Raw genomic sequence first — 14,198 nt, forward strand, 5'->3', positions numbered from 1 at the left:
GTAAATAACTTTTAAAATATAACCAAAGTATAACACTAATAATAGATAGCACTAATGTTTTTATCCAAAATATTTCTACTTATTTCAGGTATGGTTAGCGGTTTAGTTTTTGCTCCAACTTTCTTCGTACCTGGGTTATTTTTCTTGGCACTACTATGTTATCAAGTACAAATTGCTAATAGTTGGCAAGAAGCCTCTATATTAGGCTTTATATTTGGTTTTGGGCATTTTTTAGTCAATATGTACTGGATTAGTATAGGGGTCACTGTTTATATTGATGAATTTTGGTGGGCGATACCATTGGCGTTATTTGGTTTACCAATTATTCTTGCTTGTTTCATCGCTATAACCTGCGGTTTAGGATTTTTAGCGAAGAATAATAATTTATATCAGTTTATATTTTGCCTTTATTGGGTATTTTTTGAATGGGTAAGATCATGGATATTTACCGGATTGCCGTGGAATTTACTTGGATACGCTTTTTCATTTTCCGATACTCTCATCCAGTCTTCTAGTATTATAGGAATATATGGTTTAAGTTTTATTGTAATATATATATCAACTAGTTTTTATCACCTATTTACTAAACAATATAATCTATTAAAAATATTATTAGTGAATTCATTAATAATATTTTCTCTAATAACTTCCTACGGTTTATTAAGGTTACATAACAATCCTAGCGATTTCTCAAATATAAAAGTTCGATTAGTTCAGCCAACTATTCCACAAATTGCTAAATGGAACGTTGAAGAATTTTGGAAAAATTTAAATCTTCATATTGCATTATCTGAAAAACCAGGTGACGTAGACCTAATTATATGGTCGGAAGCTGCTATGGTAGTACCATATGACTATAAACCAATCAAAAGGAAAATATTAAAGATGCTAGAAAATAAAAAGGCAATTTTAATTACTGGTGGTATAACAAATAATGGTAAACAGGGAGATGATTTTGAAATTTATACAAGTTTATACGCTTTAACAAAAGAAGGGGACAAATTATTTGAATATCATAAATCTCATTTAGTGCCATTTGGTGAGTATATGCCTCTTAAATGGATATTACCATTGAAGAAATTAACCCCTGGGTTATTAGATTATACTGAAGGAAGCAAACGATTGGTTAGTATTGACCAACCTGCTATAACCATAAAACCTCTTATTTGTTATGAAGCAATCTTTCCAAATCTCGTTCAAACGAGTAATAAACTTTCAGATGTGATTATTAACGTTACTAATGATACATGGTATGGAAACTCTTCTGGTCCATACCAACATTTACAAATTAGTCGTATGCGTAGTATAGAAAACGGTCTTCCTATGCTTAGAACAGCTAATAATGGTATATCGGCTGTAATAGACCCAGTAGGTAGAATTATTCAACAACGAACTCTCAATGAAGTAGGTTATATAGATAGTTTATTACCAAATAAGCTGAAATATGAAACTTTATACTCCCAATATGGCGATATATGTGCTTTATTAGCAATAATATTTATCTTAATTAGCTATAGTCAATTGATGAGAAGTTGGGGACGTCGTCGCTCCATCGTTCCTAGACCCAAATTCCCCTGAATTGACTATAAATGCTCAGTACCCGACAAAAAGATTAAGGAGAGGAAAAAAGAGTGGATAACGCCTAACCAATTGTCTATTTTTCACATTATATTACTTAGTGCTTTATAGTTTTTGTGCTATACTGTTTCTTAGGTACTAATAACTACTAATAGCAGCATATATATGGACAAAATAACTCCTCGTGTGGATTTAGCTTTCAAAAAGATCTTTGGTGTAGAAGAGAATAAGGATTTGCTGATATCTTTGATTAATTCTATCGTTGGACAAGAGGATCAAGTGTCAGATGTAACTCTGCTTAATCCATATAACCCTAAAAATTTTAAGAATGATAAACTGTCAATATTAGACGTTAAAGCCAAATCTGTTGATGGCAAAAGGTTCAATATTGAGATTAAAATTAGCGACGAAGCTGATTATGATAAGCGAGCTTTATATTACTGGGCTAAATTATATACTGAGCAATTAAAGGTAGCTCAGGACTATTCGACCTTAAGCAAAGCCATTGGTATTCATATACTTAATTTTACTTCTATTCCTAAAGTAGATAAATATCACAATGTTTTCCATATAGTCGAAAAAGATAGTGGCTTGTTATATTTCAAGGACCTCGAATTACATACTATTGAGCTTAATAAGTTTACTGATAATTCTCATGAGGAATTAGCGGATATACTGAAAAAAGTAAAAGACTCTCTAGATATGTGGTTAGCTTTTTTAACAAGACATGACCTACTTAACAAAGATAATTTGCCTAAAGAACTGGACAACATTGCCTTAAAAAAAGCTCTAACAGTGCTAAATGTTATGAACTTTACTGATGAAGAAAGAGAGGCTTATGAAGGCCATCTCAAATGGCTGCGTATCGAAGCTAATACTATCAAGAAATTTGAGGATAAAGGTAGAGCGGAATGTAAAGAGGAAGGTAGAGCGGAAGAAAGAATATCTATGGCAAAAGAAATGCTATTAAACAATGAGTTGATGGAAAAAATTATTAAATACACTAAGTTAAGTAAATCTCAAATAGAAAATCTAAAATGACTTACGATCTTCAAACTGTTACTGCTCTAAAAATCGACAATTGGTTAGGCAGTTATCCTCTCCTTAATCTTCTTGTCGTGTACTGAGCTATAAATGTCAATTTAGGAGGTAACAAGTTTTTATGCTATTCTTAGTCGGAGAGGCAATGAAACTAATTATATTAATTTGTTCGGTGAAAGTCGACGTAGTATTACTTAGAATAGAAAGCATTTGCTTTGATATTAGGTTATGAGGGTTTTGCAGTAATGCCCCAGATTCTCCAATATTCTTTAGCTCTCTAATAAAATCTAAAGGACTGTTATAGCTCAACTGAATATTTTCATAATCAACGATAATCTCTGTAAATCCTGCTTGTTGTAACAAAGGTGTGACGTGATCAAAATGTATAAAAGGGGAAACATGTTGGAAGTGAGGGCGATTTGTTGCTATTTCAGCTTCGATAAATTTCATTCGTAGTTCCTTTAGGCTGTTACCACCGATAAAATTAGCAATAAATAGACCATCTGGTTTTAAAATACGTTTTATTTGTGACAGAAAATTTTGTACATCATTGATCCAATGTAAACCTAAGGAAAAAGTTACTAGATCAAAACTAGCTGTTTCAAGAGGTAAATTTTCTTCATCAAGCAGCAATTTTGGATTATGCTCAAAGGATTGTAACATAGTATTAGATGCATTAGTCACTACAATTATAGCATAGTTATAGTTCTGCACTAATAGTTTTGTTAATTGACCAGTACGCCCCCCTAAATCTAGAATATGGGGAAATTTTTTATCAATAATACTCAAACGTTCAATAATATCTTCTGCTGCATGTTGAAAAAACCAACATTTAGCGATATTATGAATCACTTTTTCACGGTTAAATTTTAACTTATCACGATCAAATATAATTGTTACCTAAATCTAGCTAGCTCGTGGTAGTGCTACCATAATACCACTCTTATATTTCCTAATATTACTTACAAATGAAGGTCTTCGTTTATTTGTTGGGGTCGTTGTAGCGATATTATTAGGGTAATTCCCACTATACATATTAACAGAATTTTTATACAAGTCCATATTGTTAGCAATCTTGATAACATCTTGTTTATATTTATAGCCAAGATCATGAGTAGCTGAATGGTAATAGGCGATGGCTTTGTGCCAACTACCTAACTGATCATATTTAGCTTTGAGAAATTTAGCACCATAAGCAACGTTTTGCTCAGGATCAAAAGCTTGATTTAAGGAGTTAAAAGCATCTGGATGGTGTCTTAGGTTAATTTGCATACATCCTACATCCATCTTTTCTTTGCCTTGAATAATTTGATTTTTTACAAAAGCTATCGCGTCTTTTTTAGTATTAAAATGATACCCTTTCCCCTCAACATTGACAGTCCAAGGCCAAACCACCATGATTTTATGTACAGTATGTTTTTTACCAGATTCTTTTAAAGCTATTGAGTGTAGGATATCAGGAGGAATTTGGTATATTTTTTCGAAGTAAGGAAACATCTTTGAACATTTATGTGATTCAGCAATTTCCGCATCCATATTAGCATATGAATATAAAGGAAAAAGGCAAAACAAATATAGGGCTAATATTAACCTAATAGACATAGTATAAACGTAATTTTATTTTGTATACTCAAATGATTTGAGTATATTTGTAGTATATTAAAAATTTCTCTACAAGACAAGTTATGCTTCGGTTTTTAATGTTATATACTAAAATAACTTAAGAATATTGGCACCTGAAAATAATGCAGGTGCTAGGTTCTACACCTGCATTAGTTTCTTATACTATTCTATTAGATTTGAATAATGAATGATGAACACTTATAGTTTACATCTATGCCGTTTACAGTAACCTACGGTATAGCAATAAACAACACTATATTAAAAGCCGTCAGCACTTTTTGAAATAGTGCTATACAAGCCATTTTCTTTCTTAATTATATCGTACTCTCTTTGGGCTATTGAATCGATAAAGTGAATATTACCTGATATACCAATATATGGAGCTGTACTATTCAACGCTGCTAAAAATCGTTCTTCCGTAAAGTTAGTATCTATATATTTTGATGTTATTTTTCCTAAATCATAAGCCACAGCGTGCATGAAAGATAAATGATTAATGCCTATATTTTTAGCTCTCTCTATTATATTACTATTTACAATATTTAATGAACCAGTAAAGATAATATCCACCGGTTCAGAATAATCAATATTTATTCTGTTATCGCCTATTATAATTGCTTTTTTATCTAAATTATGCTTATGAATACTATCAAAAAGCAAATTTAGATTTTTACCATCATCCGACAGATAAATTACAGGTTTAGTTTCTGTATCCTCCATTTCATTTAAATTATCAACAGTATTTGAGACAGTTAACACCGCTTTTTCTATTGATTCTGGTATATTAGCATAAAATTCACTCCGCACTAAGGTAGAATTTTTCTGAATTAATATATTTTGAATAAGTTGATTTGTTGTTTGTGCATGACGCCCTGAAGGTAGCAGGGCAATAAAATTTTTATAATCATTATCTGCAAAGTAATTAATTATTTTTGTAAGCTGCTTTGATGGAGCATGCCCAAATACCAAAAGTTTCTGGTCTGCCAATACAGGATTATTAGACATGGTAATTATAAAAATGTTATGCGTTTTAGCTTTATTGGCAATTAGAGAAGTAAGGTTTGAATATAATGGCCCTAGAATAATTTTTGTTTTACGAGCTAATATTTTATCCATTGCAGCAAGTACCTGCTGCTCATTAGAGCCATCATAAGAAGTGACATGGACATAAGTTTTTAAACCATCTTCTAGACCCATTTTAATTAATTGGTTATATTGTCTACCTAATGTAGAATTTTCTCCCGTTAGAGGCATTAAAATTGCCACTTCTAGAGTTTCTTGCACAACTTCTTTCGTTGTAGGAGTAACAATAGGCTCTTTATTAGATTGGCAAGAAAATAAAGAGACAAGACATATAAATGATAAGGTGATATTTAAAAATTTTTGCTTTATACTGTTCATAATACTTACTTTATCTTAATTAGGGATAATTGGCAATTGGGGTTAAATCATGATCTTTAAACCAGGACTATATATTGTTTCAACACCTATTGGTAACTTAGATGATATAACATTTCGGGCTTTAGAAGCACTAAAAAACTCTACAGTAATACTGTGCGAGGATACCAGAATATCAAAAAAATTACTAGTAAAACATAATATAAAGACCAAGTTACAAGTATATAATGATCATAGTGATAACCAGTCAAGAGAGATTATCTGCAAGCTCATTGATAATGGAGCAATAGTCAGCCTAATATCTGATGCTGGAACACCGTTAATTTCTGACCCTGGTTATAAATTAGTTAGGCAGTTGAGAAAACTTAATTATCACATAGATGTTATACCTGGCGTTTCTGCATTAACTACCGCTATACCCATTTCTGGATTACCGTCAGATCGTTTTTTATTTGCTGGATTCTTACCAAAAACCATTGAAGGTAAAAAGAAGATTTTCACAGAATTATCTAGCATAAAAGCAACTTTGATTTTTTTTGAAACTGCTAGCAGAATAGAGCAATCGTTACATACTGCTCTTGCTGTTTTTGGCAATAGAGAAATATGTATAGCACGTGAACTTACTAAATTGCACCAAGAAGTAAAGTCAGGATTAATAGAAAACGTTATAAATTTCTATAAACAGAATATTATCAAAGGGGAAATAGTATTGCTAATTTCCGGTGTTTCTGAAGATGCTAATGCAGCTAATCTAGCAGATGACTTAGAAAAATTTATACATTTGTACTTATCTAAAGGATGGAGTGCCAAAAGTATTACAGATACGGCTAATGAAAATTTTGGCAAAAGCTACAGCAAGAAAGAAATATATGCTATAGTTAACAGGCTCAAGAGTTCAAGTGATTAATTATATTAACCCGTTAGGCTCTGTGAACAAAATTTAAATTACTAGATTTCGACTCTTTTTAGCTGCAAATTATAAGATTTTTTTGAAATAGAACTAACTATTCCGGCAAAAATCTTATTAATTTTCGCTTAAAAATACTCAAAATCTAAACAATTAAAATTTTGTTCACAGAGCCTAGTCTATGATGTAGTCTAACCGCTATTTCCCTTATTCCATACGTTTTATTTTCTATTAAATAAATTGTGTCATCAAATAACATCTTTAATTCTTGTCTTATATAGATGCTTTCTATTCCTATATTAGTTTGATGCTGTCTAAATTTGCCAGCCCAAGTCCAAGTTTTATTAAACATTTTCTTATGCATATCTTGAGCAAACTTTATTAAAAATATTTGGTTTCTCTTATGTTTAAATGCTCATTCTTCTCCTATTACAATATTATATTGTTCCCATTCATTTAATTCATTCTGGGTAGTCAAATGTTTGGGTATCAAATTGTATATTTCATCATTATTAAGCGGTGTTGCCCCAATTGGATAAACAAACTGCATTTCATTCCCATAAAGATTTTATATTTTTTCTCATTAGCTGATCTTTTAATAAATCAAGTTGGTCTTTTTGCATTTTATTTACTACTTTCTGATCCTCAAGTACCATTGAATGTGATATCCTATTTAACTTTTCTAAAGCTTTTTTTTCAGCTTGTTCTTCAATTATCTTTAAAAAATCCTTCTTTGGTACAAAAGCATATACTAATCTACATCCAAGTTGCTCGGCTGTTTTTTCTAATGTGGTTAAAGTAGTACGTCCAAGGATTTCATCCTGCTCTATGCGTAAAATACGCTGTGTGCTTACAGCACATTTTTTAGCTAATTGAGCAGTACTCATCCCAATTGCTTTACGTATCGTTTTTAGCCAACCTGTTGGAGGTGTTATAAAGCCATTTAAAGAAGTTAATTGATACATTAACTGTTTACAAGTAAGTTTCCTTATATTCCAATCCATAAAAATAATTCAATAAATATTTACAATATATATATTACTTAATATACAAATAAATGCAATATATATATTGTAAATTATAATCAATCAGAAGGACATATTTTTTCCAAAAGGGGTTTTGTAGATTAATGGATTGGGTCTTTTTCTTTATAGTACCCTACATTTTTTTTACTATTTTCCTATGATGAATAAAAAATCGCCAAGCGTCATTGTGAGGAGCAGCTTTGCGACAACGAAGCAATTGTCCATATTATTAATTTTTATGGATTGCTTAGTCGGCTTACACCTCCTCGCAATGATGGTTGGGTCTTATGTACTCCTCGCAATGACGTTTGGGATATCTTAAGTGATCTCACTAATATACGGATAAGCTAAATATACTCAAATCATTTGAGTATATTTAAACTTCTGAAAGTTTTTTTGCCTCATCAGCTGATATTAAAGCTTCAATAAATTCGTCTAACTGTCCATTTTTTACGACATCTTCTATTTTATAGAGAGTTAGGTTAATTCTATGATCAGATACTCTGCCTTGCGGAAAGTTATAGGTACGAATTCTTTCCGATCTATCACCAGAACCAACTTGACCTTTACGTACTTCGGCTCTTTCCATATCTTTTTTATATCGCTCTGCTTCATAAACCCTAGAACGAAGAATTTTCATAGCCTTAGCTTTATTTTTATGCTGTGATTTTTCGTCTTGTAAGGCAACGACAATACCAGTTGGTAAATGGGTAATTCTTACCGCTGATTCTGTGGTATTGACATGTTGTCCACCTGCTCCCGATGCTCGATATGTATCAATTCGTAAATCTTTGTCATCGATCTTAACGTCTACATCTTCTGCTTCAGGCAAGACAGCAACGGTAGCTGCCGAAGTATGGATCCTCCCACTTGACTCAGTCTCAGGGACTCTTTGCACTCGGTGGACGCCTGATTCGAATTTAAGTTTAGAGAATACATCGCGTCCTTGAATCAGGGCTGATGCTTCTTTATATCCGCCAATACCAGTATCTGAGATTGATAATATTTCAAAACGCCAGCTTTTTAATTCGGCGTATCTGTGATACATATTAAATAAAGTTGCTGCAAATAATGCCGCTTCTTCTCCACCGCTACCAGCTCTTACCTCGATAATAGCATTTTTTGTATCAGCTTCGTCTTTTGGTAACAAAGAAAGTTTTACCGCCCTTTCTAGTTTAGGCATCAGAGCTTCTAAACGATGTATTTCATCATATATCATCGACTGCGTATCATGGTCTAAATTTGGCTCTTGTGCCATTTCTTTGATATCGCGTAACTCGGCTATAGAATTATTATATTCATTAATTGTTTGAACAATTGGCTCTAGTCCAGCATATTCCTTCGATGCTTTGATAAATTCTTCTCCGACTATACCAGTGCTTAATTTTTTTGATATTTCTTCATATTTGTTTAAGATTTTTACTAGATTATCAGAAAAGCTCATAATTTATTCTATGATTTAAGTTTTAAGTTGTGATGAAGATAAGATGCAAATCAGAAATTATATAAGCATCAATGCAGGGCTTTCTATAAATTTTTTGAATGAAGTCAAAAATTTGGCTCCAACAGCACCATCAACAACTCTGTGATCAGAAGAAAGGCTAACATCCATCATAGTAGCAATTTTTATCTGATCATTGTCAACTATTGGACGTTTTGAACTTGCTCCTATTGCTAGGATACAGCTTTGTGGTGGATTTATTATAGCATTAAAGCTCTTAATACCGTACATACCTAGGTTAGAGACGGAAAAACCACCCCCTTGAAATTCTTCAGGAGTTAATTTATTATCCCGGGCTTTTTTTATAAGAGTTTGTAATTCGCGGGATAATGTCACCAAATCTTTTTGATCAGCATTTCTGACGATAGGTGTTATAAGACCGTTATCGATTGCTACAGCAACTGATACATCGACGTTATTATAATATCGAATATCAGATTCATCCCAACTGGCATTTGCTTCCGGTACAATTTTTAGAGCTTTGGCTACTGCTAAAATAACAAAATCATTGACAGAAATTTTAATATTACTCTCTTCTATCAGCGATTTATTGATATCTTCTCTAATATCAAGCAACTTATCCATATTACATTCTATTGAGAGATAGAAATGTGGAATGGTTTGTTTAGATTCAAGCAAACGTTTAGCGATGATTTTACGAATATTGTTATTGGGGACAGACCTGTACTCCTGGTTATTTCTGTTCACCGCCCTAATCTTACCACTATTTGTTGGTTGCACTAAGTAGGATAATACATCTTTTTTAATTATTCTACCATGTGGTCCACTACCTTGAATATTTGACAAATCAATATTATCAATAGCTGCTAATCTTCTAGCCAAAGGTGAAGCATATACTCTAGCAGTATCTTTTATTGTTTTGTTTTCCGGAGTTAAATTAACTGATTTACTTTCCTCTACAACTATTGCCGGCTTTTCAGATGATTTAGCAACATTATCACTACTTGCTATAAAATTATCCAATAAGCTTATATCTTCACCTTCTTCAAGTAATACAGCAATAAGTGAGTTGACCGCTACATTCTCTGTACCTTGTGGTACAATTATTTTAGCAAGAACCCCTTCATCTACAGATTCCACTTCCATAGTAGCTTTATCTGTCTCTATTTCTGCTATAACATCCCCTGGAACAACCTTATCTCCTTCTTTTTTTAGCCATTTGCTAACATTCCCTTCAGTCATAGTTGGGGATAGAGCAGGCATGAGAATCTTAATTGGCATAATATTAGTTCTAATTAGTTCGTTGGTATTTTTATGGTATTAGGACTGACTAACATAATTATCTGTTTACCCTCCATTTTAGGAGCAGAATCAATCTTAGCCAAACCTTCTAGTTCTAACAATATACGGTCAAATAACTTCATACCAATATCGTTATGGATAATCTCTCTACCTTTGAACCATAAGGAGATTTTTACTTTGTCACCTTCCTTCAAAAAATCCTTGATTTTACGAAGCTTCACATCAAAATCACCCTGACTAATGTTTGGCTTAAACTTCATCTCTTTAAGGACAATAATTCTTTGTTTTTTCCTAGAATCTTGAATACGTTTTTTACTATCATATTTAAACTTACCAAAATTCAATATCTTACAGACAGGAGGTTCAGCATTTGGTGAAATTTCTACTAAATCTAAAGCAGCCTTTTCGGCATACTCCAAAGCTTCCCTAATACTGACGATGCCAAGCATCTCACCATTTTCACCGACTAAACGAACTTGACTAGCCCTAATTTCCCTATTAGCCTTCGGAAAATTACTGCTCTTAACTCCAGAAATAAAACTTCTCCATAATTATTGTTTAAATAAAATTATATTATTACTCAAATTATTTTGAGCATATAACTAACCCATTCTAGTTAACTCGTCATTGCAAGGAGTACATAAACCTCAACTGTCATTGCGAGAAGCTACTTTAGTAGCATTGAAGTAATCTATTTCTTAATGAAGAATGGATTGCTTCGCTCACATATGTTCGCTCGCAATGACAAACTACAAGCACAACCGTCATTGCGAGAAGGCGTGAGCCGACGAAGCAATCCATTTCTAATTACCTTTATGGATCGCTTCGTTGCCACTTTGCAGCTCCTCGCAATGAAGGAGTGTGGACTCGCAATGACATTTAGCTATATTCAAAATACCACTTACGTTAAATAGCGGGTATTCTGATCTTTCACAAGCTTTACTAGATTTTCTAAAGAAATAATTTCTTGTTGATCAGATCCGAGTTGTCTTATAGTCACAGTATTATTTGCCATTTCCTGTTTACCAACAACAGCTATTATAGGCACTTTATCATTAGAAAAACAACGTATTTTATAATTAATCTTTTCAGGCGAAATATCAATATCTGACCTTACCCCTTCACTAACCAATAATTTATGCACCTCAAGTGCATAATCATTTAAATCACTAGTGATAGTAGCAATAGCTACTTGTACAGGAGCTAACCATAGAGGGAATCGTCCGGCATATTCTTCAATTAATATACCAATGAATCGTTCAAAAGAACCAATTACAGCCCTATGCAACATTACTGGTCTCTTTTTCTCACCGTTTGCTGCAATATAGTGGGCATCAAGACGTTCTGGTAAGACAAAATCAACCTGTAGAGTACCGCATTGCCATTCTCTACCTATTGAATCTTTAAGACAAAAATCTAGTTTTGGTCCATAAAATGCCCCATCACCAGGGTTTAATATGTAAGAATAACCGGCTTCTTTTACGGCATTTTTTAGAGCATTTTCGGCTTTATCCCAAACTTCATCACTTCCAGCCCTTACCTTAGGACGATCTGAAAATTTAATTTTTATATCCGAAAAGCCAAAATCTTTATAAATCTCGGTTAAAAGACTACAAAATTTTACTGTCTCACTGTTAATTTGCTCTTCGGTACAGAAAATATGGGCATCATCTTGCCTAAAAGCCTTTACTCTCATCAAACCATGCAGTGCTCCAGATGCCTCGTTTCTATGACATAAACCAAATTCAGACATACGCAATGGTAAATCCCGATAACTTTTGATACCTTGCTTAAAAATCTGTACATGACATGGACAATTCATTGGTTTCATAGCCAGCGTTTTATCATCAGCAAGATTTAGAGCAAACATATCTTCCCTAAATTTTTCCCAGTGTCCAGAAGATTCCCACAAGCTTTTATCAACAAGTACCGGAGTTTTTACCTCAATATACCCCATTTTTCTAATTTTATTTCTAATATATTGTTCGATAGTGCGGTATATGTTCCAACCCTTATCATGCCAAAATACCATACCTTGAGCTTCTTCCTGAAAATGGAACAAATCAAGTTCCCGCCCTAATTTTCTATGATCACGTTTCTCTGCCTCTTCAAGCATATACAGATAATTGTCCAACTGCTCTTTTGTTGCCCAAGCTGTACCGTAGATTCTTTGTAGCATAGGGTTCTTACTATTACCTCGCCAATATGCTCCTGCCACTTTCATTAATTTAAAATGTTTAATGAAGCCAGTTGATGGAGCATGCGGACCACGACAAAGATCAATAAAATTACCTTGCCGGTATAAGGTAATATCCTCATTGTCCGGAATTTCCGAGATTATCTCAGCTTTATAATGTTCACCAATTGATTTAAAGAATTCTATAGCTTGATCACGATTCCATACTTCTCTAGTGATTTTCTCATTTCTTTTAACAATCTCATGCATTTTTGCTTCTATCTTCAGCAAATCTTCCGATGAAAAAGGTTGCTCCTTAGCAAAATCATAAAAAAAGCCATTTTCAATAGCTGGTCCTATAGTTACCTGGATATTGGGAAATAATTCTTTAACTGCCTCCGCTGTTATATGAGCAGCATCATGACGTATTACCTCTAAGCATTTAGAATCTTTATAGGTTAGAATTCTTAAATTACAATCAAATTCTATCGGCAAGCTTAAGTCCTTTAGCTCATTATTTACCTCAATAACCAAAGCATCTTTTGCTAGAGAAGTAGAGATTTGACTAGCTATCTCCAACCCCGTAATATTTTTTGTAAATTGCTTTTGTGTTCCATCTGGAAAAGTAATAGTAATCATTGTATCTTATCTAATTTCAACATCCCCATATTATATTGTTAATAGCTTATATTCAACTTAAATTTTAATGAATTCCTCACTAACAGACGTATAGCTAACCATAACATAATAGGTTATTGATATTAGACCTATTATCTGTTGGACTTACTACTGTATTATCATATTAGTTGTCCCTACAACCATTTTATCTTCCTCAGTGCTTTCTTTTAACTATTTCTCTGTTTTTACAGTTTCTACAACATCAGTGATATCTTATACTAGTAATTCTTGAGGTAAATCTTTGATCGAGTAAGTACGCACATTAGTAGCACCAGCATATTGGGTCAATAACCTTGTCATTTCATGCATTTGTTCTTTTAACAACTGTTCTCCATCAAAACTAAAAATTACTGTAATAAGATCAGTTGTTGAGTTATGAATTAGGGCTTTATTTGAATCGGATGTTGGGCTTCCAAATGGTCCATCCTGATCACATAATACAGGTAAATGCTCAAGATTAATTGCTTTCTTTGTAGTACCAATATAAGTTTCTCCTGTTTTTCCTGGTCGAAACTCAATATCTCCTGATAATTTAGATAAATCATAAGAGCCTACAGATCGTAGTGAAGTAATAGAAATATAATTATTTATGTCTACAACAGTATTAATTTGATATAATCCTTTATCTGAAAGAATTCTTTTTAATAAGGCTTCATTAGACCCTTGATAACTAGAAACTTTTACTCCTAAGTTCTTATAAGTATCGCGTAAAGCTTTAATGGGGGTAATATCACTAACTGTTTTAGGATCATATTTTTTTTGACTTTTTCCACTATCTTGTAATAAATCCCATAAGCTCTGGTTTAATGGACTTACTTGTACCTTTGCTGTGACAACTCCTAACGTTAGAATTCCTCCTGAAGCTTCTATCAATTCTTTACTGACAGATATTCGTCTGTTAAATTCTCCTACAACGTTCTTCATATTAAATCTCCAATATTTAAACCTTACTTTTACCCACAAATATAAAATTAAGTATAAACTAATATTGAATTATATACTTAAAAT

14 protein-coding genes are annotated in these 14,198 nt (G+C 32.7%); 3 read left to right on the forward strand and 11 right to left on the reverse strand.

What is annotated here, in order from left to right; translation table 11 throughout:
- The first annotated feature begins 54 nt into the window (after positions 1 to 54).
- Together lnt and ACFELW_RS02435 are read left to right on the forward strand one after the other, a co-directional pair.
- Complete coding sequence (gene lnt, locus ACFELW_RS02430; RefSeq protein WP_375330326.1) at positions 55 to 1,578, forward strand: apolipoprotein N-acyltransferase; 1,524 nt, start codon at positions 55 to 57, stop codon at positions 1,576 to 1,578.
- Between the two features lie 165 nt (positions 1,579 to 1,743).
- Complete coding sequence (locus ACFELW_RS02435; protein WP_375330327.1) at positions 1,744 to 2,619, forward strand: Rpn family recombination-promoting nuclease/putative transposase; 876 nt, start codon at positions 1,744 to 1,746, stop codon at positions 2,617 to 2,619.
- A gap of 96 nt (positions 2,620 to 2,715) precedes the next feature.
- Here ACFELW_RS02435 and ACFELW_RS02440 read toward each other — a convergent pair whose 3' ends face one another.
- From ACFELW_RS02440 to ACFELW_RS02450, 3 genes are all read right to left on the reverse strand, one after another.
- Positions 2,716 to 3,459 carry a methyltransferase domain-containing protein gene (locus ACFELW_RS02440; RefSeq protein WP_375330496.1) on the reverse strand — a complete coding sequence of 248 codons (744 nt, stop codon included), beginning with the start codon at positions 3,457 to 3,459 and terminating at the stop codon, positions 2,716 to 2,718.
- A 66-nt stretch (positions 3,460 to 3,525) separates the two neighbouring features.
- The gene (locus ACFELW_RS02445; RefSeq protein WP_375330328.1) at positions 3,526 to 4,155 is read right to left on the reverse strand and encodes a lytic transglycosylase domain-containing protein; all 630 of its coding nucleotides are present in this window, start codon (positions 4,153 to 4,155) and stop codon (positions 3,526 to 3,528) included.
- Positions 4,156 to 4,500: 345 nt separating this feature from the next.
- Entirely contained in the window at positions 4,501 to 5,643 is a 1,143-nt protein-coding gene (locus ACFELW_RS02450) for a penicillin-binding protein activator (RefSeq protein ID WP_341758941.1), read from the reverse strand.
- A 49-nt stretch (positions 5,644 to 5,692) separates the two neighbouring features.
- Here ACFELW_RS02450 and rsmI point away from each other — a divergent pair, with 49 nt between their 5' ends.
- Entirely contained in the window at positions 5,693 to 6,547 is an 855-nt protein-coding gene (gene rsmI / locus ACFELW_RS02455; protein WP_375330329.1) for a 16S rRNA (cytidine(1402)-2'-O)-methyltransferase, read from the forward strand.
- A 145-nt stretch (positions 6,548 to 6,692) separates the two neighbouring features.
- On the opposite strand, the gene ACFELW_RS02460 is transcribed toward rsmI, so the two are convergent.
- The 8 genes from ACFELW_RS02460 to ACFELW_RS02495 all read right to left on the reverse strand — a co-directional run bounded on the left by ACFELW_RS02460 (position 6,693) and on the right by ACFELW_RS02495 (position 14,114).
- Positions 6,693 to 6,911 (reverse strand): hypothetical protein, encoded by a 219-nt coding sequence (locus ACFELW_RS02460; protein WP_341758939.1) that lies wholly within the window; start codon positions 6,909 to 6,911, stop codon positions 6,693 to 6,695.
- Positions 6,912 to 6,962: 51 nt separating this feature from the next.
- Entirely contained in the window at positions 6,963 to 7,097 is a 135-nt protein-coding gene (locus ACFELW_RS02465) for a hypothetical protein (protein WP_341758938.1), read from the reverse strand.
- A 1-nt stretch (position 7,098) separates the two neighbouring features.
- Entirely contained in the window at positions 7,099 to 7,551 is a 453-nt protein-coding gene (locus tag ACFELW_RS02470; protein WP_375330330.1) for a mobile mystery protein A, read from the reverse strand.
- Positions 7,552 to 7,948: 397 nt separating this feature from the next.
- Positions 7,949 to 9,016, reverse strand: coding sequence for a peptide chain release factor 1 (prfA, locus tag ACFELW_RS02475; RefSeq protein WP_094648936.1), 1,068 nt, complete (start codon positions 9,014 to 9,016; stop codon positions 7,949 to 7,951).
- Between the two features lie 57 nt (positions 9,017 to 9,073).
- The gene (locus ACFELW_RS02480) at positions 9,074 to 10,315 is read right to left on the reverse strand and encodes a pyruvate dehydrogenase complex dihydrolipoamide acetyltransferase (protein ID WP_375330331.1); all 1,242 of its coding nucleotides are present in this window, start codon (positions 10,313 to 10,315) and stop codon (positions 9,074 to 9,076) included.
- A 14-nt stretch (positions 10,316 to 10,329) separates the two neighbouring features.
- The gene (gene infC, locus ACFELW_RS02485; RefSeq protein ID WP_341749426.1) at positions 10,330 to 10,872 is read right to left on the reverse strand and encodes a translation initiation factor IF-3; all 543 of its coding nucleotides are present in this window, start codon (positions 10,870 to 10,872) and stop codon (positions 10,330 to 10,332) included.
- A 365-nt stretch (positions 10,873 to 11,237) separates the two neighbouring features.
- Positions 11,238 to 13,151 (reverse strand): threonine--tRNA ligase, encoded by a 1,914-nt coding sequence (gene thrS, locus ACFELW_RS02490; RefSeq protein ID WP_375330332.1) that lies wholly within the window; start codon positions 13,149 to 13,151, stop codon positions 11,238 to 11,240.
- 252 nt (positions 13,152 to 13,403) lie between these two features.
- Complete coding sequence (locus ACFELW_RS02495) at positions 13,404 to 14,114, reverse strand: B3/4 domain-containing protein (RefSeq protein ID WP_375330333.1); 711 nt, start codon at positions 14,112 to 14,114, stop codon at positions 13,404 to 13,406.
- Positions 14,115 to 14,198 lie beyond the last annotated feature (84 nt).

Origin of the sequence: Candidatus Tisiphia endosymbiont of Nemotelus uliginosus (genome assembly GCF_964264755.1) — a bacterium.
Taxonomy (GTDB): domain Bacteria; phylum Pseudomonadota; class Alphaproteobacteria; order Rickettsiales; family Rickettsiaceae; genus Tisiphia.

Bases quoted from the DNA above. Each gene is read 5' to 3' on its own strand.
- ACFELW_RS02450 (WP_341758941.1), bottom strand. From the start codon at position 5,643: ATGAACAGTATAAAGCAAAAATTTTTAAATATCACCTTATCATTTATA.
- ACFELW_RS02495 (WP_375330333.1), bottom strand. From the start codon at position 14,114: ATGAAGAACGTTGTAGGAGAATTTAACAGACGAATATCTGTCAGTAAA.
- prfA (WP_094648936.1), bottom strand. From the start codon at position 9,016: ATGAGCTTTTCTGATAATCTAGTAAAAATCTTAAACAAATATGAAGAA.
- ACFELW_RS02460 (WP_341758939.1), bottom strand. From the start codon at position 6,911: ATGCATAAGAAAATGTTTAATAAAACTTGGACTTGGGCTGGCAAATTT.
- ACFELW_RS02470 (WP_375330330.1), bottom strand. From the start codon at position 7,551: ATGGATTGGAATATAAGGAAACTTACTTGTAAACAGTTAATGTATCAA.
- thrS (WP_375330332.1), bottom strand. From the start codon at position 13,151: ATGATTACTATTACTTTTCCAGATGGAACACAAAAGCAATTTACAAAA.
- lnt (WP_375330326.1), top strand. From the start codon at position 55: ATGTTTTTATCCAAAATATTTCTACTTATTTCAGGTATGGTTAGCGGT.
- ACFELW_RS02465 (WP_341758938.1), bottom strand. From the start codon at position 7,097: ATGCAGTTTGTTTATCCAATTGGGGCAACACCGCTTAATAATGATGAA.
- ACFELW_RS02480 (WP_375330331.1), bottom strand. From the start codon at position 10,315: ATGCCAATTAAGATTCTCATGCCTGCTCTATCCCCAACTATGACTGAA.
- rsmI (WP_375330329.1), top strand. From the start codon at position 5,693: ATGATCTTTAAACCAGGACTATATATTGTTTCAACACCTATTGGTAAC.
- ACFELW_RS02445 (WP_375330328.1), bottom strand. From the start codon at position 4,155: ATGGATGCGGAAATTGCTGAATCACATAAATGTTCAAAGATGTTTCCT.
- ACFELW_RS02435 (WP_375330327.1), top strand. From the start codon at position 1,744: ATGGACAAAATAACTCCTCGTGTGGATTTAGCTTTCAAAAAGATCTTT.